This is a genomic window from Leptothoe sp. LEGE 181152 (assembly GCF_032906605.1).
Taxonomy (GTDB): Bacteria; Cyanobacteriota; Cyanobacteriia; order Phormidesmidales; family Phormidesmidaceae; genus Leptothoe; species Leptothoe turfae.
Genome location: NZ_JASATU010000052.1, coordinates 1 through 25,373 on the forward strand (window position 1 = coordinate 1; position 25,373 = coordinate 25,373).

Here is a 25,373-nt window from a genome sequence, read left to right on the forward strand (position 1 = left end):
TTTGATGACGGGTCTCAAAATCCCAAAATCCTTGTTGTCCCATCAGAAGTCTCCCTGTCAACCCTAATCCGTAACCATGATCTCATATTGAGACTCTATTTTTGAATTAATCGAGGTGCCCTTATGTTCCAAGAAGAAGGGATCACCGGTCACAACAATCACCATATTAAACTTATCCAAAACCGCGATGACCTGTCCGCCATGGCCCAAAGCCGCATGATAGTGATGTTCACCTGATTGTATAGCCCACCACTGGTATCCGTATCCTGTCCTATTGACGTTGCGGCCTTCCTTGGGCCATCCAACAGATGGATTTTGGGTATAGTTCTGTAGGGAATCGTGCACCCATTCAGAAGAAATAACCTGCTTTCCATCAAAAATGCCATCATTTAGGTAGAGCAACCCAAACTTAGCCGCATCACGCGCAGTCATATGCATCGTGCCGGTACCCATTGGGTATCTATCATCGGAGGCTGTTGTATACCATTCACCCAACTCAGCTCCTAGAGGAGTAAATAGTTGTTCCTCTGCAAAGGTTCTGAGATCTGTGCCGCAAGCTCGGTCAACGATAACACCAAGATAGTGCGAGGAGAGATTACTGTAATGGAATTCTGTGCCTGGATCGTTAATGAGAGGGACGTGAACCATCAAGCCAAGAAAGTCTCCCGCGACGAAAACCTCCCAGAGATCCCTATCGGATTCCTCCCAGGGATAACCGGAGCGCATCTGTAGGAGATGACGAATAGTGATCTCCTGCTTTCTTGGATCTTTGATCAGGTTAACGTATTCCGGAAAGTAGGCTAAAAACGGTTGATCTAGACTGGGTAGGCAACCCTGCTCGAAGGCAATACCCACAAGGGCAGAGGTAAAGCTCTTACCCACCGACTGTAGATTTGACTTTAGGTAAATGGAGCCATCATTGAAATATTTCTCGGCAACCAGGTAGCTGTTCTTGACGATCAGTAGGCTATAGATGGAATTCAGTTTGGCAGAATCATAATACAGCTCTGCCACCGTATCGGCATCGAGTCCTTCTGCTTCCGGTGAGGAGACTTCCCAGTCATCGCCAGCTAAGGGAATGTAGTTCAGAGCGGCGAGATCCTTGGACGACGGACCGCAACCGAAAAGGGTGGTTAGGATCAGGGCTGAACTGGTGAATATGAAGGAATGATTCTGATGGTGATGAGATTTTCTCAGCACCCGCTGCAGAAACTTCTGCATCATATTAATCCACTGTCGGTGGTCAGTGTTCATAGGCGTTATGGGGGACGAGCATAGCAAAGTAGCTCTACCCTACGTTGGCAAATACCTCTCGTGCAGTTGTGATACCGTTGAGAGCCGCAGGAAAGCCTGCATACACAGCCATTTGTTGGATCACCTCAACGATCTCCTCTCGTGATGCCCCGACATTAAGGGACGCATTGATATGCACGTTTAGCTGAGGTTGTGCTGTACCTAAGGCGGTCAAGAGGGCAACAGTGGCCAGTTCTTTTGAGCGAAGATCCAGGTCTGGACGGGCAATAATATCGCCATATGAAAATTCGATGATGAATCGAGCAAGATCTGGAGCGATATCCTGTAAGCTTTGCACAACGTCAGCTCCCGAACCGGCACTCACTTGCTCAAGCGTTTGTAGTCCTCGTTCATACCGATCATTCCCAGTAGGGCTAGAACTGGGCGTGAAGGCAACTCCGCGTTCTTGAAAGACCTCTCGGGCAGAAAAGACACCATTGAGTGCTGCTGGAAATCCAGCATAGACAGTGCTCAGCAAAATTGATTCAATCACTTGGGGTGGTGAACAGCCGACATTAAGGCATCCGTTGATATGATACTTAAGTTGCGGCTGTGCATTTCCTAGAGCAGTAAGCGCCGCGACGGTTGAGAGCTGGCGAGTCTGTAGGTCGAGCGCATCTCGTGACATGACATCTCCGTATGCAAACTCTACAGTGAATCGCGCAAGGTCAGGGGCTATATCGCTAAGGCGATTGATTGGTCCATCATAGTTTTCGCCCCCGACTTGTCTCAGGACTTCAATGCCAACATTGTATCGATCTGACCATTCGTTTATCTGACCCGTTGTATTCAATGTGGAATTCGCTGTTCCATATTCTGTAAGTGTGACAAGAAGTACCATCAAAACGATCAAACTAACTTTGAGATAACGACCTGTGAGCATACGGCCTCCTTTGGTTTTACTCATGGAACTAGACTGATGTATGAGGTTCTAGCGACTGGAGATGCATCACGATGTCATGCGCCCGATACCAGCTTTGATTTGATTGAATTGGCCAGAAGGCATTTGAAGGGGTCCCTAGTTAAGGCCCCTATATCATGATCAGTGATTGTTCGATTTGATGAGAATAATCACTGGTGACTCAGCAACAGTGATTTAAGATTGAAAGACGGAGATATTGAACCTGTAGTTTGGGCTACTGGTTGGATAGCCTGTTCCTATTCCATAGCTATACCCTAGAAGTTAGAGCACGCTCTAAGTCAAGTCGTTTTTGCGATCGTAATAAATCCTGTTACAAATTACCTGTTCTTACTAGGAGGACTGACCTCGTTCAAAGTGGATTCGCTTGCAATGATCCAAAAGCCGCTACACTTCCCAATATACCTAGAACAGAGATAATAATATACGCTTTTAATGAACCAACTGTTTCTTTCATCACCCTATCTCCATCAGAACAACTGATTCACGGCTATCTCGTTTCAGTCAAAGCTTGGTTCAGATGTCAGCAGTGGGCACGAATTTTTCGGGACGGTCAACCACAAGATGAGAGATTTGTGGTGACAAAAATGAGAGACTCCCTAAAAAAATATGCCGACACCCACTTGACATGTTCGCGGCTTCAGCGTCGATGAATTCGGGGCTGCCTAGAGCCAGCGACGTACAGATTCCTTGTAGTCGAGATATTCGCTACCGAACTTGCCCTCAAGGTAAGCCTCCTCAGGACGAATGGCCGTGATCTGGACGATTAGACAAGAAAACGCTACCAGCAGCACAACCCAGAGGTTGCCCAGGCCAATACCGATGGCAATCTGGAGTAGTGCTAAGCTCAGGTACATCGGATTACGCGTAAACCGGTAGACGCCCGTCTGAACGATCTCCGGTGTGGTAGCCCACGGTTCGGGGTCCTGCCCTGTGGCCCAAAAGAGCCTCAATGCCCCGGCCACTAGTACAATGCTCGGCACGGCAATCGCCAAGGCGATCGCAAGTCGAATACTACCACTGAATGCGAAGGGCAACGGCCAGATGAATGCATTCAGCGCGATGCCTACAGCCGCCACCACCAGATGCAAAATTGGTGGCGGCACCAGCACCGCAGCACCATCGGTTGTTTCATTGTTGTTCATCGTCTTATCGTTTTCTCCTGAGCCTACGAGCACCACCTAACTATATAGTTATTCAATATATGTATTCAACGTCATATCTGACAGATCAGATCCAATTTTCCAGAATAGTATCAGATAGCATTACAGACCGATTCTCCACTTACCTATCTGACGCTGGCTATTGCCTCAACCTCAACCAGTGTTGATGGTGATGCGAGGGAAGCTACACCGATACCGGTCACCGATGGACGAGACTCACCTAAGAAGTCAGAAAGAATAGGGGCAACAGTTTCCATATGTTCTCCAAGTTCACCTCGGATATATACGCGAACTTGTAATAGTTGTTCAATCGATGAACCAGCTGCTGTTAGAGCAATTTTAAGATTTCCAAGCGCCTTTTTCATTTGGCCTTCGATCGAGGTCTCTGTGGTCTCAAATTGATGATTCCAATCAACCTGACCAGATACAAAAACTAGTCCCAAGTCTGTCTCAACAGTAGCCTGAGACATACCAAATGCAGCACCATCATACAGTTCCTCTGGATTGATTAGTTTTTTGCTCATGTTGTCCTCCTAATTGATTTGAGTAATCCTTAGCAGCTATGCTAATCCATAGAAATAGTTCTGAGCTGGGTACTAGACTCTCCTACCTGTCCGCTCCAGTGCAATACTAGCCTATGGGTAGTATATTGGCTGGGTTATGTTATCGAGCTTTATTGATACTAGCTTTCTATGAGCTATATCCTTAAACAGCATAATAAGTTGTCAGTTTTGGGTAAGGCTAAAATCTCTTATTGTTCATTGCAAATTGGCTTAGGTCATAATTAGAGAGATTTAGCTAAGTTTAAGAAATACGCAAGCCATTATTGGAACCTACTTCTACAGTCAAAAGAGACTAGTTATCCCTATATTGGTTGATGACTTAATTGGCATCGAAGATACGCTTAATGGGGGGAGTTACCAGCACGAAAGAGAGCTAAAAAGATACGCTTAAGCCTGATTGTCCAGTGCAGTGCAGGCTTTACTCGCTTTAGTGGTGGCGTTTGCCAGGTGCCATTAATCGCCTCTTGTTGTGGCAAGTAAAGCCGCAAGGTTATGAAGAAGCCCTGATTTGGTGCAGGCAGCCAATTTTTCTTCTTTTTTTCTTCAGTGGATTGAGTATGCTGGATATAAAGCGTCAGTCCCCCGTCTTCGTCGAGAACGAGTTCGTTGTTGTCCAACATCGTTGAGTTAATAAGATAGCGATTGAGGTCGTTCTCGACGAGGAGCTGCTCAGGAAGGTTATACATGGTTGCCGACCAGAAAGCGTCAGCCGGTGGCAATTCACCTGGCTCGAAGCGTAGTGTATAACGGACATCACCTGAGGCGTTTAATTCGTTGCCGTCTGAATCGTTATAGTAGGAGGGATACATGGCCTCCTCAATGGAATTTCCCCAAATACCACGAATCGCGCCAGCCATGCGATATAGATAAATGTTACCGGTTGCCGTCAAGTGTTCACGGGTGCCAAATAGGTCGGCGGCGGTGACGTCTTGAGTGGCAAGTTTAGTCTTCTTCAGCTCCAGATAAGTCTCCCAACCGTCTTTTATGCCTTGCTCGATGGCCTGTTTCAATTCCTCAGAGAGTTTTGTCGGGTTAAAGGTTAGACCAGGTCCGATGTTGAGCTTAGCGAAGCGCGCCATCAATTCTGTTTCCGATGCATGTGTTGAACAAAACGTCGTGAGCAGGAAGTTCAACAGGCGAAATATTCTGGGTGACGTTTCGCCCTCGTCAAGCCTTACAGGTCTCGGGTATTTCACCGCTGGCATTTTTGCTGGCGGTTCCGTATTTGTAAACTGGCTCAGCGGCTGAACCTTATAACCGTTCTCAATGATGTTTTTGACATTCTCTAAGTCATCTGAGTCGAAAAGCTGGGTGCGGTACAAGGCTAGGGCAAGACTGGTTTCGCTACGGATAACGGCGGTGATTCCAGCCGGTATCTCCCCCGTCCAGTCAGGACCCGCCAGCAAGTACTTGCCTCCGCCATTGCCCGTCGTTCGAGTACCAACGTATTCGAAATTGTGAGTGTAAGTATCAATGAGTTGGATAGAGTAGTATCGTTTAGGGTCTATAGTTGGGACCGTCAACACTAAAGGTTCCGCCCGAAGATCTGCGCCAACCACACAGTAAGGTGTATCCGCGTTCGGTGTCTGAATTGTTTTGTCCGCTGGCGTAAACAGTCGTGCTTCGCCAAGCAATTGATTCAAGGGTCCCTTGTATTCGGCATTATTGGGCCAAAGAAAGTAGGCAAAAAGAATCCGATAACTGTCCACCATTGGATAGGCGTAAATAAACGCATCTTTCGTGATCAATCGGGCTTCTTGTGGAGTCAGTGTAGACGAACCAATCATTCTAAATTCTCCTTTATGTAGTATTCAATGAACATAGAAAACTGATGGTGAAGCTGAATGGCAACCAGTAAGTCTATGATTCATATCCAATATATGAAAATCGCCCACTTCTGCGAAGTATCAGATGTAATACAGGGCTAGGAAGATTTTCATGCACCAACAATGACTTTTTGCATTTATGCACAAAATTGATATCTGTTGACCCATGGTTCACTCAAACTAGAGGGTTAAGGAATGCACCACCCACTAGTTTTCTTTTAATCTTGGGAGATTCTATCTAGTGCAGGGATTCCTCCCCACGCCCCACAGGAGCTAGCAACCCACCTAAATCCGCTGCGATACCTGCATAGCAGGTAACGGACACAAGTAGTGATTATCATTCTCTTTATTCTTATAAGCTATTTCAGCGAAACATAAGAAGGTAAACTTTTAGGACCTTACAAAACCACCGATGCCCTCAGACATTATTCTTATTGGCCCCCAAGGGGTTGGCAAATCGACTGTTGGAGAATTATTAGCACAACAATTAGATCTGCCACAATGTTCCATGGATGAACATCGATGGAACTATTACAACGAAATTGGCTATGATGACGCCATCGCCAAACAAAAGCGGGAAACGGAAGGAGCTTGGGGTATTATTCGCTATTGGAAGCCATTTGAGGCCTATGCGGTAGAGAGGTTACTGTCAGAGCATACAAACTGTGTGATTGATTTTGGTGCAGGTCATTCCGTCTATGATGATCCGCTGCTGTTTCAACGGGTAAAACGAGCGTTAGCCCCCTATCCTAATGTTGTTCTTTTAATGCCATCACCGGATTTAGAAGAATCGCTCGATATTTTGAATACGCGTAACCACAAACTGCCAGAGGATATTCGCAGGACTAATGAACATTTTGTTAGACATCCTTCAAATTGCACTCTGGCTAAATTCACGGTGTATACAAAGGCTAAAACACCAGCAGAAACCTGTCATGAGGTATTGCAAGTGGTGAATGTCTCATGAGCAACGATGCAGCCCCACTTGTTTAATGAGTGCAGGCACAATGCGATCGCAACATAATTTGCCACCAAACAAATTTCGGGCCACTGGCCCCACCTGTAATGCCGCCCATGGTCCCATTAGAAACAACTCGCATCCCGGCCATCGCAGATGTTTATCCAACACAGGTACCCCATTGACTATCTCTACCGGATAGCGAGCCATCACATCTTTGAGTAACGGCTGATTCGCAACATCAAGCTGGTTGCCAGTTGCCAGCCAAATGCGATCAATCGACTGATGATTTAAACAATCATGCACCGCGTAATTCTGACAGTGCACCTGCCAGGCATTCCCCGTCCAAGCCAACTCTTTCACCTGACAATGTTCGTACAATGTCACCTTATCCTCACGGGACAAACGCCTGAGCTTGGTCAACATATCGGGCGTTAAGGAACCACCGTCTCGCGCTTGTTGAATCATCTGACTGCGCTGGTGCCAGTCAGTTTCCGCATGAAATCCCTTGAGATATTTTGGTCCGAGCCAGCCAGGAGCAGCATCAAAAATCTTTTCTTGAAATCTGCGGCGAGCCATTAACAACACCCTGGCCCCTCGCTTCACTGCCCCTATGGCCAGGTGGCCACTGGTGAGCCCGCTGCCCACAATCAAAACAGTTTCTCCTTGTAGTGACGGTAAATTAGGAAGATCCACCGCTGTACTATGGCATAGACGACCCGGTGGGGCATCCACTGAAACTGCCCAGTCGGGTAACTTGGGTATGGCATTACCCACCGCCAGCACCACCCGTCGAGCGATCACCTTTTGCCCATTGTCTAACGTTAGTGCAAACCGTCTTCTCTGGTAGATAAGCTCCGTCACCTGTGCTGGTAAAACCCGATCTCGTAATTGCCAGCCCTCAATCACCCTCTCACAAAAGTCTCGAAACAGAGATGTCCCTGGACGATTGTAGGGGTTGTGCAGTTCCAGATAACGTCGGTCTGCAAAATTCAACAATGCTTGGGGTTTAGGGTCTGGATGGTGAACGGCAGGAGAGCGCAAATGGGGAATTTCTTGAGCCGCAAATTGTCGATGCCACTGGGTCAACCACTGACCGCTGGGGTCAAAAACCTGAAACCGCGATCGCATCGTTTTTTTCTTTTGCAACAAATGGGTTACCAGGGTTAACGCCTGAGGTCCAGCTCCAATGATGGCAATGTCCAAAGGCTTATGGATAGATAATGGATTCGATGGATTCAAATGACTCCTCAACGGTCCTCCGGCTCAATATTTTAAATACTATGAGAATGATTATCATTCTTTCAAATTATTTTTGTTTATAGTCAAAGAAAAATAATCTTTTTTAACCCTCGCAAAGAGTTTTGGCAGTATGCCCTGCACCAGGGGCACTCTCCTCTCTTGGATTGACAGATAGATGGAGACGCTTTAGCATTCTTTTGATATGAAAATGATTATCATTTCTTTGAAAGACGCATCGCAAAATTACCAGTATCAGGTTTCAGGAATCCTAAAAATGTTGAGCAATCATCAGGTTTTGAGTTCTAACAAGCGAGGTTCTGGCCTGCTACGTATCAGCAAACTGGGTTGGATAGCCTCCGTATCTATGCTGGTGGGGCTAGTGGGCTGTGCCCAACCGGCTACACAGAATGACACGGCTGCTTCAGGCGATAACACAACCACAGCAGTTAATGTGCCTCAGGTGGTCGCCACCACCAGTGTGCTGTGTGACCTAACTCAACAGATTGCTCAAGACACCGTCGCCCTCACCTGCTTAATGGAGCCCGGGCAGGACCCCCATACCTACGCCGCCGCCCCTTCCGATCGCAAAGCCATTGATGAAGCTGACCTGGTACTTTACGACGGTTATGGGTTTGCCCCTCAACTCATTGCCATGGTCGAAGCCAGCACGAATACGGCCCCCAAGGTAGCGGTTTATGAACAGGCAGTCCCCAATCCCCTCCTGGCTGATCCCCATGACCATGACCATGGCCATGGCAAAGAAGACCATGGTGAAGAGACCCATGCAGACCATGGCGAAGAAAACCATGACCATGAGGCCCATGCAGACCATGGCGAAGAAAACCATGGCCATGAGACCCATGCAGAAGGAACAGGCAAAGAAGAACTCGTTGCGGATCCTCACATTTGGCATAATGCGCTCAACACCAGCAACATCACCGAAGTCATTGCAGATCAGCTGCGACAGATTAATCCTGACCAGGCGGATCTCTACGGCCAAAACGCAGCACTGCTCACGACTCAGTTTGCGGAGCTACATACCTGGATAGAAGCCCAAGTCACCACCATTCCCGCCAGCAATCGTAAGCTGGTGACCACCCATGAAGCCTTTAACTATTTTGCCGATGCCTACGGTTTAGAGCTTGAAGCGGCCCTGAATGGCATCAATACCGAAACATCTCCCTCGGCTTCACGGGTGGCCGACCTGGTGGATGACGTAAAAACCTTAGGTGTCCCTGCCATTTTTGCGGAAACCACCTCTAATACCCAGCTGATTGAGACCCTGGCAAAAAATGCAAATGTTAAGGTGGCCCCTAATCCGCTCTTTGTGGAAGGACCTGGCGGACCAGGTACCCGTGCAGAGACCATGCAAGCGATGTTAGTCTCCAACACCTGCACGGTGGTCAATGCCCTGGGAGGCACCTGTGTTGAGGCTGATGCCCCTCTGTAAGTCTCCTGTATCCCCCTCCTTTAGGGACCCTCCTGGTAGCCCCCCCTTGTAGGGACCCCTTGTAGGGACCCTGTAGAGCCCCCTGTAGGGACTATCCGTGACTATTGATAATATCTCTCTTCCAGCCAGACCCGGACCTCTGTTTCTGATAACCCGGCTATTGTGTGTTGAGTGCTCGGGTCATAGATGCTGTAAGAGATTTGGCCCCTGCGATCGCATTGTTTGTGAATCATGGGTTCAGACGACCCTGTCATCAATTTCAAAACAGATGTCCAGACCTCTTTTGGCATTGACGTGAGACAACGCCCTAATTCTCCGGTTAAGGACCACCGGGGTGGCTGCTCCTGTCGCAAAACAATATGGGGCTCAGATAAACGACGCTGAAACTTCATGGGACAGACCTCCATTCCCGGTGAACACCCCCTTGAATAGGGCATGGCTATATTTTCGCGAAAAACATCTGACCAGAACAGACTCAGTTGAGCTAAATTGTTATGGGTACAGTTCCAATAAGGTAAACTGTTCTGGTTTTTTGACGCTTAACTGTACCGGTGCCCACAAAGACAGAGCCATAACCATGTCCACCAGCCCTATGCCCCAGCTGTCTCCGCTACAAACCGCGACTGACCAAACCCTCTATGAACAGGTGGCTGAACGTATTCAGGCCCTGATCCGTGAGGGCACGCTGGCACCAGGGGATCGACTGCCATCGGTACGCAAACTCAAGCAGCAGCTATCGGTCAGCATGTCTACGGTGCTGGAAGCCTATCGCTTACTAGAAGATCGGGGCTTTATTATGGCTCGCCCCCAGTCCGGGTATTACGTCAAGACCACGGCACTGGCGCTCCCCGACGAACCGTCCCAGTCTATGCCCGCCCCCCAGGTGCGTCCCGTTGATATTTCCCTCATGCTGCGGCTGCTAAGGATGGACCTTTCCCCCGAGACCATCCACTTGGGGGCCGCCGTTCCTGGTGTGGAGCACTTTCCCGTTAATACACTCAACCGATTGATGGGGCAGGTGATGCGGAACAATCCGATGGCGGTGCATACCTATAACACGGTGCCAGGGTGCGAACCTTTGCGGCGAGAAGTGGCCAAACGCATGCTGAATGCGGGCTGTTCCATTACGCCGGATCAGATTGTGGCAACGGCGGGGACCACAGAAGCCTGTTATATCGCCCTGCGTACTGTGACCCAGCCCGGAGATACGGTGGTGATTGAGTCTCCGGCATACTACGCGGTCCTCGAAGCCATGAACTCCCTGGGTTTAAATGTCCTGGAGCTGCCCACCCACCCACGGGACGGGATTTCCCTAAGTGCCCTGCAGTCTGCATTGGAAAATCAATCGGTGGCGGCCTGCATGTTGGTATCGAATTTTAGTAATCCCATTGGTAGCTGTATGGGCGATCGCAAAAAGAAAGCCCTGGTGGATCTGCTCAACCAGTATGACGTGCCCCTGATCGAAGACGACATCTATGGCGATCTCAACTTTGAGGGCAGTCGCCCCAAGGCCATCAAAGCCTTTGATACCGAAGGACGGGTGATTTACTGCTCATCGGTCAGTAAAACCCTATCTCCAGGGTTACGGGTAGGCTGGTGTATTCCAGGTCGCTATCAACAACAGGTAGAGCATATGAAAGTTGTCGTTAGCCACATGACGGCGACAGCCCCACAGCTGGCCGTGGCAGCATTCTTTGCCAATGGTGGTTACGATCGCCACCTGCGCAATTTACGCCGTGCCTATCAACAACAAATGAACCGCATGCTCCAGGCGATTCTAGATTATTTCCCGGCTGAGACCCGGGTTACTCGTCCCTCGGGAGGCCATGTTCTTTGGGTTGAAATTCCCGGTGGTTTTGACGCGCTAGAGTTGTTTGAAGACGCCATTCAACATCACATTAGTATTGCCCCTGGCCCCATGTTTTCGGCCTCCAACGGCTATCGCAACTGTTTTCGTTTGAATACGGGGTTACCTTGGTCGGATGCCATTGACCAGGGGATGAAAACGTTAGGAGATTTGGCAAAGAGACAACTGGCCCGCAAAATTTTAGCCAGCTCACTATAGCCATGATGGCCAGACTGGAAAACTCATACCTGGTAGCCAGATAGGTTTCCAGATAGGTTTTAATTCTTCACCCATATTCACGCCCCATCGCTATGCTGAAGAAGAATCTTATGGGGGCTGTGATGGAATGGACCGATATAACGCGACTTAACAGTCTCATTAAAGCTACGGAAGCTGATGGCACCAAGCTTGAAGAGATCGGGGTTTCTGGTGAAGGTCGACCGCTGTATGGCATTACCATCGGCGATAGTTCTGCCCCCTACACTGTTGTTATCATAGCTGGCTGCCATGCCAATGAAATTATTGGCCCATTGGCGGCTGTATCACTGCTGCACCGTCTCACTCAGCAGCCATTGCCAACGGTGAAATTTGGCATTGTGCCGGTTGCAGATCCAGATTCTCTAAGTCGCAATGCCAGTGAGCTACCGTCAAAACCCACATTATGCGATCTCCTCCGATTAAACCACTGTCGCGATTTAGAAGGATATTTCATAACAGATACCTATCCTGAGTGCATTGCCATCCGTCAATGGCTACAGCGGTTTGCCCGCATAGATGCCTACTTTTCTCTGCACTCAGCCGGGGTGATCTCACCAGGCCTCTTTTTTTACATCGGTCAGGGTGTCAATCCGAGCTACATAGAGCCTGTGGCAAACTCCATTGCCACGGTGTTGCCCAAGGATCTACCACTATTATCCCATGACCCCACAGGACTCTCTCAAGTAGCTTTCTCTCCTGGTTTTTTCGAGCTATCCATTGCCAATAGCAATGGGGAAAACCGAAAATCTCCCGGCAGTTCACTGGCTTTTGTTGATCAACATTTTCAGCCCCAGTTTATGGGGGCAACAGAACTGCCTTTAGCCGTATGTCCTGCATTAAAAAATGGCTCTCTCTTAGCCATTGAACAATACAATCGTGAGTTCCAACAAACTGGTCTTGCACAGTATCCATTTCGAGAAATTGACTTAACTATGCAACTATCCATCATGCAGGCATTTATAGTCTCTGTTGCCCAATGCGTTACTGTTATTCATACCTAAGCCATGAAAATCGCAGCCTAAAGCCCAATGCGTTACTGCCATTCATACCTAAGCCATGAAAATCGCAGCCTAAAGCCCAATGCGTTACTGCTATTCATACCTAAGCCATGAAAATCGCAACAGCATTGGTTTCAGGCATCCTAAAGAGGCGTTACAACAAAATCATCCCAAACTGATGAAGCGGGTTTGTGGAGAGTGAGGTTTGTAGAGTCATGATAAAACAACGCATTATCGCTGTGATGGCCGCTTTGTCCCATCACAAGGGTATCCCTATTTAGAAAAGCGGAGGTCCTCTCTGGTAACGATTGGGATCACCCCAGCGATCACAATCCAGTCGCTGCATTGTTCACAGACTATGCATAAAGTCCCTTACCCCTGTGAGGCTTAACCCCTCATACTAGAGATCTATACTTAATAACTAGTTCTTTTTGAAAAATTAAATTATCATTCAGTGCTGGTTTAATTTCGGTGCGATCGCATCCATAGGATACGATCGTTGGAAACACTAGCTTAAAATTTGTCATAGAGGGGGCAAAGTGCCCTAAAGCATGATGCTATATGGGCTGTACAGATCAGCTAGACCTATGGATAGTGAATAAGGCTACAATTATTGATTGGCATAGGTTTCAACGGTTTTCTGTATCAAAAATACACATTGAATCACAAAATAGAACGCAAATGGCCTGATATATTAGTGGCTTCCTAATGTCCAACCATTGTTAATAGGAGAGACATCCACTGATAGTGATTTTCTATACTTTTGATTAATGGTGGTGGCCCTATGTCCCCTGAAGATGCCATCACGCTAGTTGATAAACTCCTTTCACCGTATCGGCTGACGGCTATTCAAGAAGTCGTTTTTCGGCGATGCTGGCAAGGTTCAACCTATGCGCAAATTGCAGCTAGTGAGGGCTACGATGCTGACTATGTTCGCGTTACAGGCTCACGGCTGTGGCAAAAGATCTCCCAAGTACTGGGAGAGCGAGTAACAAAAAAGAATATTCATGCAGTGCTGCGTCAGCAAGCCTATCAGCTGCATCAGCCCAATACACCAGGGCCATGGTGGCCTGGTGCCGATCAATCAGACACCACCTTCCCCGGCAGCCCACTTCCCCTCGGGTCTCCGCTCTACATCGAACGGCCTCCAGTAGAGCAGCAGGCCATGGGGGAGTTGATCAAGCCAGGTGCGCTGCTAAGAATTCGTGCGCCGGAACGTTGGGGTAAAACATCCCTGGTGAATCGCCTGGTCGCCCAAGCTCAAACCTTAAACTTCAGAGTTGTACGGCTTAACTTCCGCCAGGCCGATAGCTGTGTCTTGGCCAATTTTGATAAATTTCTACGCTGGTTTTGCGCCAATATTACCCAGCAGCTGAAGTTCACAGCCCAGCTGGATGATGTATGGAATGTCGACTTAGGCAGTAAGGTCAGTTGTACTAACTATATGCAGAGCAGCATTTTAAATCCGCTGCAGCAGCCACTGTTACTGGTGATTGATGATCTCCAGGCAGTCTTTGAGCACCCGGCCATGGCCCAAGAATTTTTGCCCATGTTGCGGGTGTGGCACGAAGAAGCCAAAAATCTCACCGAATGGGGGTACTTACGCCTCCTGGTGGCCTATGCCACAGAAGCATACATTCCGTTACAAATTCACCAATCTCCGTTTAATGTGGGGTTGCCCCTGCGGCTACCTGCCTTTACTCTGGAGCAAACCCAACAGCTGTCTCTGCGTTATCGCATTGAATGGGACGATAGTTTAATCTCACTTCATACGTTGGTTGAAGGACATCCCTATCTAATTCATTTGGCGCTGTATAACCTGAGCGTACACAAGATGGAACTAAAGCAGCTGATTGATGAAGCCCCTCAGCAAAGTGGCATTTATAGCGATCACCTGCGTAGCTATCTGGCAATCTTTGAAGCGGAACCTAACCTGGCCCGTACCTTTTACAAGGTAATTGAACAAGATACGGCCACAGAACTTGAACCAATGACCGCCTATCGCCTGGAAAGTATGGGGTTGGTTACCTTAGCAGGCAATAGGGCAACCGCTAGCTGTAGCCTCTACAGACAATACTTTGGCGGACGCTTAAGCGTCGATGCTTAAACATCACCCCAGGCTGAGCCGACGACGCTGTCTGACAAGAGGGCAGACAGAGGACGTAGGACCTGAATATTCGCAAACACGTCCTCAGCGGTGTAGGGAGAATAGAGGTAGGCATCAGCGCTCCCTTGGCCGAGCATACGGTCGGCACACACAATAACGGGTACGTTGTCTAACAATGAACTATGCTTGATGCGATCGCAAACCAGTTCAGCCGTGGCCACTGAGGGCTCAATAATAATTAACTCAGGTGAAATAAAGCTCAGCAGAGATAGCAAAGCCTCATTTTCATCGACCTGAAAAACGGATAGTCCATGCCAATGCAACAAATCGGCTAGCAGTGTTTGAGACTGAGCAGTACTTCCAACAATTGCAATAGCCTTCATAACCTTATCTCCTGTGATCCTGCAAATCGCGTAGTAATACGGATGGCGATATCTGGACGGCTCTGGGAACGTGGCCAGAAAGTCTTACGAAATAAACCGAAATTGAACAAGCACAAAAAACAAAAACTGTTGAGCACAGGCCCCCTTTAGAGACCTTTGCCCAGCATTAATGTAAATATTATTATTGCTCTAACTGACTACAGACGTGGACGCAACTAGCCTTCGGTCAGTCGAAATTGAATAGACTAGATTGCTATGAAAGCAATTTAAGGGAAAACACGGAAGATGTGTAAGGTGAAAAAAGTAATTTAAAAGAACTTTCTCTTAGTCTTCCTAGATACCCTCCTAAATCCCCCCGCTACATAGCTGACGATCCGCATCAGACAGGTTATCTCCATGGGCAAGGTAATTGTCGAGCCAACGACAGCCATCCTCTAGCAATTGTTCAAAGCTACGGCTATCCTGCCAATCCCACAGGATGATTCTCCGATCATGACCGCTAGACAGCAGCGTTTGACCGTCAGCACTGAAAGCGACCCCCCAAGTAGAACCATTGTGGCCATACAGGGTTGTTACAAGGGTACCGTCCTGTCGCCAGATACGTACAGTCCGATCGTAGCTGCTGGATGCCAGCAGCTTGCCATCCGGGCTAAAAGCTACACTGTGAACCCTGGCCCGATGACCGTCTAGGGTGGTGATCAGACGCCCTGAAGTCGACCAAATTTTGATCGTATGGTCGGCACTAGCAGTCGCAATCAGCTGGCTATCAGGGCTGACGGCCACTCCCCAAATGGGGGCTCGATGGCCATGGATACTTCTCAGCAGTTGCCCTTGCCGACTCCAAATTTTGATGGTGTGATCCCACCCTGCTGACACTAGATAACTGCCGTCAGGACTATAAGCAACACCATAGACCCGATCTTGATGACCCCGTAACGTGCGCAAAAGTTCTCCATCCAGCGTCCATAGCTTAATGGTTTGGTCCCAACTGGCCGATGCCACTTCATCGCCCTCGGGGCTAAACGCGACTCCCCAAACCCGATCTTGGTGACCTCGCAACGTTTGTAATGGGTCTCCTTTAGCAGTCCACAGCTTGACAGTTTGGTCCCAGCTAGCAGAAGCAAGCGTTTGACCATCGGGGCTAAAGGCCACTTGCCAGATCCGGTCAGTATGGCCCTCTAGTGTAGATTTAAAGTTACCTTGCCAGCTCCAAAGCCGAATAGTCTTATCCCAGCTACCGGCAGCAATCGTCTGTTGACTGATGGCTAGATTGGTAGCCGGTCCCTGGTACCCATGCAGGGTTTGCGGAATTTTATCTAAGCGCCATAGCCTGACGGTTGCATCATCGCTGCTGGAGGCTAAGACGTCTCCAGTGGGGCTAAAATCTATGCCCCACGTGCCAGAGTCATGGCCATTTAGAGTAGTTACCAGAGTGCCACTACTGGTCCATAATTTAACGGTGTTGTCGAGGCTAGTCGAAGCAAGTTGACGACCGTCAGGGCTAAATTTCACATGCCAGACACGGTCCTGATGCCCGTCCAGGGTAATGGTTGAGCTCTTGCCAGACTCTCCCTTTTTAAGACTGCCATCGGGGTTAACGTGCCACAGTTTAATGGTCCGATCATCACTGGCAGAGGCTAAGACACGACCGCTGGGGTTAAAGGCCAGGCCATATACCGGGGCTTGATGTTCTTTGAATTCGTTTAATAACTGTCCGCTGGTGGCATCCCACAATTTAATGGTGTTGTCTTCACTGGCGGTGGCCAAAATGAGACCATCGGGGCTAATGGCAGCCTGCGTGACCCTAGCGTTATGGGCGGGAATATCTAGCAACAACTTGCCCGTCCGATCCCAAAATCTTAGGTGGCCATCGTCACTACCGGTCACCAACGTTTGGCTATCCAAGGATATATCGACATCATTGACTCGTCCCTCGTGCCCCGTTAACGTCACAGGGGGCGCAACCACAGAGAGAATGTCACTATCATCGCTGATGGGCCAAATTTTTGCGGTGTTATCGGCACTGGCTGACACCAAATATTCACTGTCAGGACTAAAGGCCACATCCCACACAGCATTGGTATGTCCGCTCAGGGTGGTAATCAGCTGACCATTGGCACGCCATAGCTTGAGGGTATTATCCCAGCTAGCTGAGGCTAAATAGTTACCATCTGGGCTAAAGGTTACCCCATACACAGGTGCACCATGGCCCCGCAGCTGGTTAGCTTCGGTAATACTTTGAAGAGTGCGGCGGAGAGTTTGTTCTACCTGTTGTTTCACATCGGGTGCAGGCACCGGTAAGCGTTGTAGCTGTTGAGCAGCTCGCACCGCTTCTAGCAAAGATTTCAGACGATTATTCTGGTTAAACAGGGCGTCAGAGTAATAGCTAATGGACAAGGCCTGATTGTTTTCGTTATCTTGCCGAGTTAGCATGGTTTGGCGAGACTGGCGATAGGCCAACATGGCAATACTCGTAATGCTGAGAAACGCCACTCCCATACCCACCAGTAGAAACCGCTGTAGGGTGACATTGCGCTGCTGCGCCTCCAGGCGAGCTTCCAACTCCTTTAGTCTCTCGGATTCTAATGCCTGTTGTACCTCTTGCCGATCAACGGCAACACTGTCTGCTAAAAATTTATAGTCCAGGTCGCTGAGCTGTTGTTCCTTGGCCCAGACCTGGGCTTCAGTGAGAGACTGCCCGCGCAACAATCGGGAACGATCTTGTTGACCCGAGTTAACCCAGGCTTCGAATGCTTGGGAATAGGGACGTAAACGTACCAAATGGTAGTCTACCCATTGGGTGTTAAACACCTCTGAATAAATTCGATTACGAATACTGAGGTGACCTGATTGTTTGACCACCAGGCCTGAGAGTAACAGTTCTTCTTGGAGGTGATTGTCTTCTAAAGATAGGGTTTGACCGGATAACAGTTTTTTGTAACGCCCCAGTAGTCGACTAATCAGCTGCGGGTGAGCCAGTAACCGATCCTGGATAATGCGCAAATGGGGGGGTTCATCTTGGGATTCCCAGTTTTTGATCAGCTGCGATCGCACTAAACCATCCACCCAAGCCTGTTCAACATATATCTCTGTGCGGGGGGCCAGTTTAGCAACTACCAACTGGCACAGCTTCTGCGTCAGGAAAGGCTGACCATTGGTCCAAGCTAAAATGTGCTCCAGGGTCTCAGTGGCATTCTCCACCGTTGGTTTTAACCAGTAACTAAGGGATATGGCCTCTGCAGTGGTAAACCCACTCAGCTCAATGGCTGTACCAATGTTAAATGGGGTGCGGTTAGGATTTTGGCAAAGGTCGGTGGGCGTTGCCACACCAAATAGGGCAAACGTGAGGCGACGGTACTCTGGGCTATCGACTCGCTGGTTATAGCAATAGCGAATCAGGGCAAACAGATCGTCAGCCGCAAACGGTAGTCCCAACACGCTATCAATTTCATCGATAAAAATAACAATCCGTTTCGCCGCAAGCTGCCGCAAAATCACATCCTTTAAAAAGTGATCCAATCGCTGCACGGCAGAAAGACCATCCCCCTGCTGCCACCACTCTTGGAAATCACCGTTTAATTGCAAGCTGCGCCATAGCTCTGCCGCAATTCCCATGTACCACTTTTCAGCAGTAACATTGTCACTACCCAGGTTGGTCAGGTCAATAGATGCACAACAAACACCGTCTTGCTCCAGGCGATATTTTGTTCTCACCCGCAAGCTCGATTTACCAATTTGTCGCGTATTAAATACATAGCAAAACTCACCTTGTCCTAGACTTGCGTATAGGTGATCATCCGCCTGTCGTTTAATATACGTAGGTGCCTGGGGATGAAGACTACCGCCAACTTGGTAAAAAGATAAGGATGTGGTGGTGGCCATAGGAGTTGCGTAATTTATTCAAGCACTAGCTTAGCAATGGGGGGGGTGGACTTTTGCTTGCGAAAGTTAACAGCCTGTTGGAGTAGTTGCCAGGCTTTAGGGGAAAAAATGGCAGGAATGCCAAAACTTAGGGCGCTAGGGATTTGTTTTTGTTTGAGGGCGACGATCATCCAGTGCAGGCTGAGGTATTGCCGAATCGTCTTCAATGTCGGCAGCTTGTCTTGATGTTTGGGGCTAACGTGCTGGTAGATGCGTTCTTTAATCAGGACATTAGTGTCGAGACGACGCTGAAGCGTGATTTTTTGGTCGTAGCCCCCTGGCCACACAGTACGGTAAGTCAGGCATTTATTGATAAATAGGGCATCGCCGTAGTCGGCAACACGAATCCAGGAGTCAATATCATCAAAGCCGGTCATGCCCAGGTCCCAGCCACCCGATTTCATAAAGGCATCGCGGCGCACGGCCACCTGAATGGGGGTGCCGAAGGGGACTACCTCTAAAAACATGCCGTAGTGGATGTCTACCTGGGGAATATAAAATGCCTGACCTGGACCGGTCACAGGGGTGCGACTCAGTTCTTGCCCCTCGCCATTCACCTGGGCCGCCTGACAGGAACAAATCACCGCTTCAGGACGTTGCTGAATCGCCCTGATCAGTTCTTCAATACAGTTGGGGGCCAAATAGTCATCGTCATCCACTAGCTTAATCCAGGTACCCATGGCTCGCTCTACACCTGCATTGACAGCCCCGGAGTGGTTAGCATTGGTAGGATTGCGATGGTAAAGTACCCGATCGCCCAGGCTTTCGACATACGCCTGGGTACCGTCAGTGGAGGCGTTATCGATCACGATCACCTGACATGGCACGGTTTGGTCAAGTGCGGTTGCGATCGCACGTTTCAACAGCTCCACCCGGTTATAGGTCGTAATCACAATACTGAACGATAGCGATTCTGAATCCATGATTCCTGGTCTCTTTCGGCGCTCTTCGCTATTGTGCCAAATCTGAGGGGAAATGGGCTTACTAGATTTAGATAGGCATTGGCCACCTTTTCCCATAAATGCCTATGGGCTGATACGAATACCCTAATGAATCTTGCTAGCAGTCAAATTTTAGCCAATACGTTCAGGGCTAATGTTGCCGATAGAGAAATAGATATCCGCCTTAGTCTTAGTCTTAAAAGAGAGTTTTGGGTCTCTAAGGCCAATGCTGTTTTACCAGCCAGTAGAAAACGTTGTTTTCATGCTTACTGTATTGGTACGCCAAGGAGCGGTACCCATTCCATAGCCCACATGTTTCAGCATCACTATGGTGCGTTACATGAGCCCCATGCGTATTATGCAATCTACCATTTACTCAAATGGGAAACGGGCCAGTATTCCTATGCTGACATTCAAAGTGTGCTCAAGTGGCGTGACAAAAAAATGTCTTTGGAGCTGGAAGCTGCCCATTATCTACATCATGTAGCTGATGTGTTGGCCAAAAGCTTTCCACAGGCCAAGTTTATTTTTACCGTTAGGGACCCCCTCAGCTGGCTAGAATCAGAAATTAATCGTAATTATGGTAGTCGTCATAAACCGTTTTGGAGGGAATTAGAAGATTATCGCTATGGTCGCTACAGGCATCCATTTACAAAATATGACGCTGCCCTAGGGCAAGCAGGACTTTATCCTGTTGCTAGCTATTTGTCCTATTGGAGAGACCACAATCAATTTGTCATCAACTCAGTGCCTAAACAGCAGCTTTTAACGTTGAAAACAAAAGAAATTCGTTCAAAAATTGAAGAGATTTCCAGTTTCCTTGGCATAGATCCTGACACTATTAATATTCAGAAAGCCCATGCCGATAAACGAAAGAAAAAATTAAAGTTAATTGAGCTGGTGGATCCAACCTATCTCTACCAGCAGCTAGAAAAACTCTGTTCTGACCTGATCGATGCAAGATTTCCTACACTAAAGCGCACTTAGTCTTAGTCATTGCGTAAATAAGCTTGATCACACGCGGTTGATGGATACACCACCATCTACCAGCATGGCTGACCCCGTGGTGAAACTTGCAGCATCTGACGCCAGATAGAGAGCTGAAGCTGCAATTTCATGGGGTGTTGCCATGCGCTTCAGTGCATGGAGATTTTGTACAAAGGCTAAGGCCTCTGGCGTATTGGCAAAATCACGTCCCATGGGTGTATCGGTGCCCCCTGGCAGTAAAGCATTGATCCGAATTTGTTGCTTGCCGTATTCAATAGCGAGCACCTTCGTAAGACCAATCAAACCTGCCTTACTTGCTGCGTAGGCTGCCATTCCCGGCATGCCTACAGTGTAGCCAACAAAGGTTGAGGTAAAGATCAAAGAACCGCCACCGCGATTGACCATGGCCGGTAACTGGTATTTTGCCCCCAGGTATGAACTGGTCAGGTTAGTGGCAAGGACATTGTTCCAATCATCAAGGGATAGATCAGTTACAGCGCCAGGTATGCCGGTAATCCCTGCATTATTAAACGCGATGTCTAATATCATTAGCATAAAACGAGCAAGAACAATCAAGCCCTTCCACTTGAAATGAATTAGCTCTGATTCTTTTCATCTCTTGCTTAATGTACTTCTTAACACTGGAGAGATCAGAGTAAGTATTGGGAAAATTGAGGATATCAACCCCACACTGCATTGGACCCGATTCAGGATCGATATAATCAGGATCACGATAGTAAGAAACAACCAGAGAGAGACTAAATTTCTTTCTCTGCACTTGTTCTCTTGTTTTTTATTGCATTTAGTATTTAATTGTGTTTTCATCAATTCATTCTTGATCGGTGCCCTCAAGCTAAAACTAAAGGGAAGGGCACGGGTTGAAAATAAATAGAGTTACCGGGAAGACCTTGCAGGTACCCGGTAACTCTATTTATTCTCCTCTTTCACATCAAGGGTACTGGTTCCGTGCAGTGAGATAACCAAAGAGATTACTGTGTATACTTTTGAGGGATAATAGCTACCAGTAAAGTCCTTCTAAATCTGTGGTGTTATGGATCTATTTTCCCATCCGTGTCCCGGTTGCGCGAGTAACGATGTTCATCCCCACACCCGGTACACAACCCAACCCCATGGCACACGAACGGTTGACCACTGCCGTGAGTGCGATATTTATTACAGTGAAACGTTTGCCACACTGATTGCCGGGTTGACCACCCCCTTAAGTCGGATTATCAGGATTCTCAAAGCAAGAAGTGAGGGAATGAGTCTGAATGCAGCGGCTCGGACCTTTAATGTTTCAAAGAAAAGTGTGATTGATTGGGAACGTCGCTTAGCGGATCTCAAACCCACCTTGATGCTCTATTCCATCATGCATGAATTCATTCATCAGGAGATAGAAGGCGATGAACTGTATACCAAGGTCGACAAGAACGTTCCCCCCTCACTTTCAGAAGATTGGACGATTGTCCTAATGGAGCGAGGCAGTCGATTTTTGTGGGAATTGCACGGTGGTCGAACAGACAAACAGTTGTTTGAACAAGCATTTACCTGCCTAGCCAAGGTAGTGGAACAAACCGGGAGCATTTAGCCTCTTGACCGATGGAGAACAACGGTATGGCAATCTCTTATTTGAAATCTGCTATGACATCATTCGGACGGGAAAACCGGGACGTCCTAAAAAGCGATTGCCGAAAGGAGTGAGAGTTCGCTTAAAAAACAAAGGGACTAAAAAGCGTCGAGGACGTCCGCGTAAAACGTATCAAGCCCCGGTTCCTGAACACCCTCAAACAGACCACCATGTGGCAGAGACCACCATTCATGCGAATCATATGGAAGCCTTCAATGCCTCGATCCGACGGCGCAATGCGGCCTTACGCCGTAAAACCAATCCTATGCTAAATCTCGAAAACACTTACAACGAACCCTAGATGTCTACTGGTTGGTGCACAATTTCGTGCGTGTACATTTCACGACGAAAGTTGTACCTGCTGTCAAACTCGGTATTCTGAATCTGGGACTATCTTGGACACAGTTGTTATCAATTCGATATGCAGTCTAACCCTTATCAATCATGGAATAGACTATCCCCATTAGGCGGAACCAGTGCCACATCAAGGAATCTGCTCTATCCAGATCAACTTTTAGTTCAACGATATCAGCTACTTATAAAGTATTTTCAAGCCGAACTCACTCCACTTTCCGCTATCTAGCTAAGGCTACAGATAGTCAAAACTCAACGACGAATAAGCCGACTGCAATAACTGAACACATCTATCTGGTCGATTAGAGCCTCACAACAATGCACCCCATTTCACAGCCTAAATTAGAGTACAACTCCACAGCACCCGTTTCATTGCACTCAGACCACAATAGAACAAATACTTGTAACAGGTTTCTATCCTCCGATACCTAATCCACTGACCTGGGCTTACTAAAACCAGACAGGATATAAGGCGATTCATGACGGCCACACTTCGTTCCCTAGCAACTGATATCGGATTCCAGGTTGGAGGTGCTATCAATGTCGGCTGTCTTGATATCCCAGAATACGAAACCATTGCTGCTCGTCACTTCAATCTACTGGTATCGATGGGTGATTTCAAAATCCATAATGTGCGTCCGACTCCTAATGACTGGTACTTTGATAAGACCGACCGACTGGTCACCTTTGCTGAGGCTCATAAGCAGGCTGTTCGTGGACATACCCTTTGCTGGCACCTAGCCTGTAGTGACTGGATGAAGGGTCTGGACGGACCTGAGCTAGAGCGAGTACTCCGAGAGTTCATCATGGAGATGGTGGGCCGCTATCGCGGAAAAGTCGGCACCTGGGATGTGGTCAATGAAGCCATCAACGATCATGGTCGACCTCGGCCATCGATCTGGAAAAAGATCGATAATTTTATTCCTAAGTGCTTTCAATGGGCACATGAAGCCGACCCCGATGCTGAACTGTTGTACTTGGATTACCGGGTTCACACTGTTGGTCGTTGGAAAGCCATTGCCAAAATGGTCAGAGAACTCAAATCAGCCGGTATCCCGATCCACGGTGTGGGAATGCAGCTCCATCATGATGTGATGCGCTCTTTGGCCATCAGCTCCCTAAGACTTGAAGGCGCGATCCGAGATCTTAAAGCCCTGGAAATGAATGTCCACCTATGCGAGATTACCGTGGGTTTAGATCCCAAAGCCCAGGTGCTCCCCAGAGTCATGGGCTATCAACTTCATGCCCAAGCCTATCGGCAGATTGTTCAAACAGCGCTAGCGGGGGGAGCCACCAGTATGACGATTTGGAATCCCTACGATAACCATATCAAACATGTCTTGCGTGAGGCGGTCCCTGGTCTATTTGATGAAGCGTATCAGACTAAGCCTGCCTATCACGCTCTGATGGATGTGCTCTCTAAGCACTTAGCATTGGCGGCTTAAGCTTCTAGCTCATTTGGGGGAACTCGTTTCCAGTTATGGTTGCCATCGGCAATCAGATAATAAATGCGTTCCCCTTGCTTGTTGTCTACTGGAATGGCAGGCAGCACAGAACAACTCTCTTGAGTGAGGGTGAGTTGAATTAGAGGACTGTCTACCTGAGAGTGTTGATATCCGTGAAGAGTGGACATATATACATTGAAGGACCGCAGTAGCTCCTGGGAATCTACATAGCCATCGGCATCAGGAAAGGATGCCAACGGTGCCTGTAAGTTATTCACTTTGAGCCAGTCCACACCACTAAATACAGGGGATGGAGACACTTCTGTACCTTTGGCATCCAGCAAGAGTATCCATATGGGACCATGAAACCATTGATGATTGAACCAGTAGTCTCCCGTTAGCGTTGGACAGCCTGCATAGGCCCGAGCGGTATTTAGAATATCGAGAATAACGGTATCCGTGGATAGGGCGACGGGCATGGTTAAGGAATGGTAAACCACAGACGGCATTACCTGAGTATGCCCAATTCATTAAACCCGATTGAGAGATCTTCAAAAGCACGATTCGGCCCCTCCCCTCATGAGTTCAACGTATCAATGAGACTTTGTGAATGCTTATCTTTACTGAATCCTCACATATTAGATTGCATACCCCACTTGAGTATAAACCTGCTGTGAAGATGCCCAAAATCGACTAAATCTGCGTGCATTCCCGCATCGATAAGTAACAAATACAACTTTATGATGTCCGTGGGCTTGGAGGGATGACCTATCCTCTCGCTTCCGGTCATTCCCTATCAATTTCTCTATTTCGTAATTATTTCAGGCATCCCATGGGTTTCAGGGGGTGACCGTTTGCTGTGCCAGCGTTAGTGTTATGTCTAATCTATTTGCATCGTCTGGGTTTAATGTAGACGCCATCACAGGAGGCGCTGCAATCTGGTCGGACGCTTGGCTGACCAATTTATTACCTAAATTTAGGCCAAATAAAAGGCACGATGCTCAATGCCGAATCGCTGAACGTATTGCCAAAAGAGGAAAGGTGATGAACCCTTGAAAAACAAACCATCGTTTTTAAGGTGCATCACAATGG

19 protein-coding genes and 2 pseudogenes are annotated in these 25,373 nt (G+C 48.2%); 9 read left to right on the forward strand and 12 right to left on the reverse strand.

The genetic code is table 11. The annotated features are described in order from the left end of the window. Nucleotides 1-63: 63 nt before the first annotated feature. The 3 genes from QGP82_RS25175 to QGP82_RS25185 all read right to left on the reverse strand — a co-directional run bounded on the left by QGP82_RS25175 (nucleotide 64) and on the right by QGP82_RS25185 (nucleotide 3,249). Nucleotides 64-1,254 (reverse strand): serine hydrolase domain-containing protein, encoded by a 1,191-nt coding sequence (locus QGP82_RS25175; protein ID WP_499061382.1) that lies wholly within the window; start codon nucleotides 1,252-1,254, stop codon nucleotides 64-66. A 34-nt stretch (nucleotides 1,255-1,288) separates the two neighbouring features. Beyond that, nucleotides 1,289-2,200, reverse strand: coding sequence for a carboxymuconolactone decarboxylase family protein (locus tag QGP82_RS25180; protein ID WP_250565134.1), 912 nt, complete (start codon nucleotides 2,198-2,200; stop codon nucleotides 1,289-1,291). 677 nt (nucleotides 2,201-2,877) lie between these two features. Next, nucleotides 2,878-3,249, reverse strand: a complete 372-nt coding sequence (locus QGP82_RS25185; protein WP_499061383.1) for a methyltransferase family protein — start codon at nucleotides 3,247-3,249, stop codon at nucleotides 2,878-2,880. A gap of 7 nt (nucleotides 3,250-3,256) precedes the next feature. Here QGP82_RS25185 and QGP82_RS25190 point away from each other — a divergent pair, with 7 nt between their 5' ends. Further along, entirely contained in the window at nucleotides 3,257-3,397 is a 141-nt protein-coding gene (locus tag QGP82_RS25190) for a hypothetical protein (RefSeq protein WP_499061384.1), read from the forward strand. Nucleotides 3,398-3,500: 103 nt separating this feature from the next. On the opposite strand, the gene QGP82_RS25195 is transcribed toward QGP82_RS25190, so the two are convergent. Both QGP82_RS25195 and QGP82_RS25200 read right to left on the reverse strand, forming a co-directional pair. Beyond that, the gene (locus QGP82_RS25195; protein WP_499061385.1) at nucleotides 3,501-3,899 is read right to left on the reverse strand and encodes a RidA family protein; all 399 of its coding nucleotides are present in this window, start codon (nucleotides 3,897-3,899) and stop codon (nucleotides 3,501-3,503) included. Nucleotides 3,900-4,279: 380 nt separating this feature from the next. After that, complete coding sequence (locus QGP82_RS25200) at nucleotides 4,280-5,725, reverse strand: DUF1254 domain-containing protein (protein ID WP_499061386.1); 1,446 nt, start codon at nucleotides 5,723-5,725, stop codon at nucleotides 4,280-4,282. Between the two features lie 451 nt (nucleotides 5,726-6,176). Between QGP82_RS25200 and QGP82_RS25205 the strand changes: the two genes are divergently transcribed. Next, nucleotides 6,177-6,731 carry a shikimate kinase gene (locus tag QGP82_RS25205; RefSeq protein WP_499061387.1) on the forward strand — a complete coding sequence of 185 codons (555 nt, stop codon included), beginning with the start codon at nucleotides 6,177-6,179 and terminating at the stop codon, nucleotides 6,729-6,731. Here QGP82_RS25205 and QGP82_RS25210 read toward each other — a convergent pair. Further along, on the reverse strand, nucleotides 6,726-7,964 hold the full coding sequence (locus QGP82_RS25210) for an FAD/NAD(P)-binding protein (protein ID WP_499061388.1): 1,239 nt from the start codon (nucleotides 7,962-7,964) through the stop codon (nucleotides 6,726-6,728). The genes QGP82_RS25205 and QGP82_RS25210 overlap by 6 nt on opposite strands. Before the next feature lie 274 nt (nucleotides 7,965-8,238). On the opposite strand from QGP82_RS25210, the gene QGP82_RS25215 reads away from it, so the two are divergent. Beyond that, a complete protein-coding gene (locus QGP82_RS25215) occupies nucleotides 8,239-9,414 on the forward strand; it encodes a metal ABC transporter solute-binding protein, Zn/Mn family (RefSeq protein WP_499061389.1) in 1,176 nt (391 codons plus the stop codon). Between the two features lie 101 nt (nucleotides 9,415-9,515). On the opposite strand, the gene QGP82_RS25220 is transcribed toward QGP82_RS25215, so the two are convergent. After that, nucleotides 9,516-9,806: a hypothetical protein gene (locus tag QGP82_RS25220; protein ID WP_499061390.1), complete on the reverse strand. Its 291-nt coding sequence runs from the start codon at nucleotides 9,804-9,806 to the stop codon at nucleotides 9,516-9,518. Between the two features lie 185 nt (nucleotides 9,807-9,991). On the opposite strand from QGP82_RS25220, the gene QGP82_RS25225 reads away from it, so the two are divergent. The 3 genes from QGP82_RS25225 to QGP82_RS25235 all read left to right on the forward strand — a co-directional run bounded on the left by QGP82_RS25225 (nucleotide 9,992) and on the right by QGP82_RS25235 (nucleotide 14,623). Then, nucleotides 9,992-11,479 (forward strand): aminotransferase-like domain-containing protein, encoded by a 1,488-nt coding sequence (locus QGP82_RS25225; RefSeq protein ID WP_499061391.1) that lies wholly within the window; start codon nucleotides 9,992-9,994, stop codon nucleotides 11,477-11,479. Nucleotides 11,480-11,571: 92 nt separating this feature from the next. Continuing rightward, nucleotides 11,572-12,519 carry a M14 family zinc carboxypeptidase gene (locus QGP82_RS25230; protein WP_163698374.1) on the forward strand — a complete coding sequence of 316 codons (948 nt, stop codon included), beginning with the start codon at nucleotides 11,572-11,574 and terminating at the stop codon, nucleotides 12,517-12,519. A 781-nt stretch (nucleotides 12,520-13,300) separates the two neighbouring features. Beyond that, nucleotides 13,301-14,623, forward strand: coding sequence for an AAA-like domain-containing protein (locus QGP82_RS25235; RefSeq protein ID WP_163669639.1), 1,323 nt, complete (start codon nucleotides 13,301-13,303; stop codon nucleotides 14,621-14,623). On the opposite strand, the gene QGP82_RS25240 is transcribed toward QGP82_RS25235, so the two are convergent. From QGP82_RS25240 to QGP82_RS25250, 3 genes are all read right to left on the reverse strand, one after another. Next, nucleotides 14,620-15,006: a PleD family two-component system response regulator gene (locus QGP82_RS25240; protein WP_163698376.1), complete on the reverse strand. Its 387-nt coding sequence runs from the start codon at nucleotides 15,004-15,006 to the stop codon at nucleotides 14,620-14,622. The genes QGP82_RS25235 and QGP82_RS25240 overlap by 4 nt on opposite strands. A 345-nt stretch (nucleotides 15,007-15,351) precedes the next feature. Further along, nucleotides 15,352-18,888 (reverse strand): WD40 domain-containing protein, encoded by a 3,537-nt coding sequence (locus QGP82_RS25245; RefSeq protein WP_163669636.1) that lies wholly within the window; start codon nucleotides 18,886-18,888, stop codon nucleotides 15,352-15,354. Nucleotides 18,889-18,902: 14 nt separating this feature from the next. Further along, entirely contained in the window at nucleotides 18,903-19,850 is a 948-nt protein-coding gene (locus QGP82_RS25250) for a glycosyltransferase family 2 protein (RefSeq protein ID WP_499061392.1), read from the reverse strand. A 126-nt stretch (nucleotides 19,851-19,976) separates the two neighbouring features. Here QGP82_RS25250 and QGP82_RS25255 point away from each other — a divergent pair, with 126 nt between their 5' ends. Continuing rightward, entirely contained in the window at nucleotides 19,977-20,855 is an 879-nt protein-coding gene (locus QGP82_RS25255; RefSeq protein WP_163669632.1) for a sulfotransferase, read from the forward strand. Between the two features lie 27 nt (nucleotides 20,856-20,882). Here the strand turns inward: QGP82_RS25255 and QGP82_RS25260 are convergent. Then, nucleotides 20,883-21,401: pseudogene (locus tag QGP82_RS25260) on the reverse strand (SDR family oxidoreductase); the annotation flags it as partial. 505 nt (nucleotides 21,402-21,906) lie between these two features. On the opposite strand from QGP82_RS25260, the pseudogene QGP82_RS25265 reads away from it, so the two are divergent. Together QGP82_RS25265 and QGP82_RS25270 are read left to right on the forward strand one after the other, a co-directional pair. Continuing rightward, nucleotides 21,907-22,914 (forward strand): annotated as a pseudogene (locus tag QGP82_RS25265) (transposase). Nucleotides 22,915-23,315: 401 nt separating this feature from the next. Beyond that, on the forward strand, nucleotides 23,316-24,281 hold the full coding sequence (locus QGP82_RS25270; RefSeq protein WP_499061393.1) for an endo-1,4-beta-xylanase: 966 nt from the start codon (nucleotides 23,316-23,318) through the stop codon (nucleotides 24,279-24,281). Here QGP82_RS25270 and QGP82_RS25275 read toward each other — a convergent pair. After that, entirely contained in the window at nucleotides 24,278-24,760 is a 483-nt protein-coding gene (locus QGP82_RS25275) for a hypothetical protein (protein ID WP_499061394.1), read from the reverse strand. The two genes, QGP82_RS25270 and QGP82_RS25275, sit on opposite strands and share 4 nt — an antisense overlap. Nucleotides 24,761-25,373 lie beyond the last annotated feature (613 nt).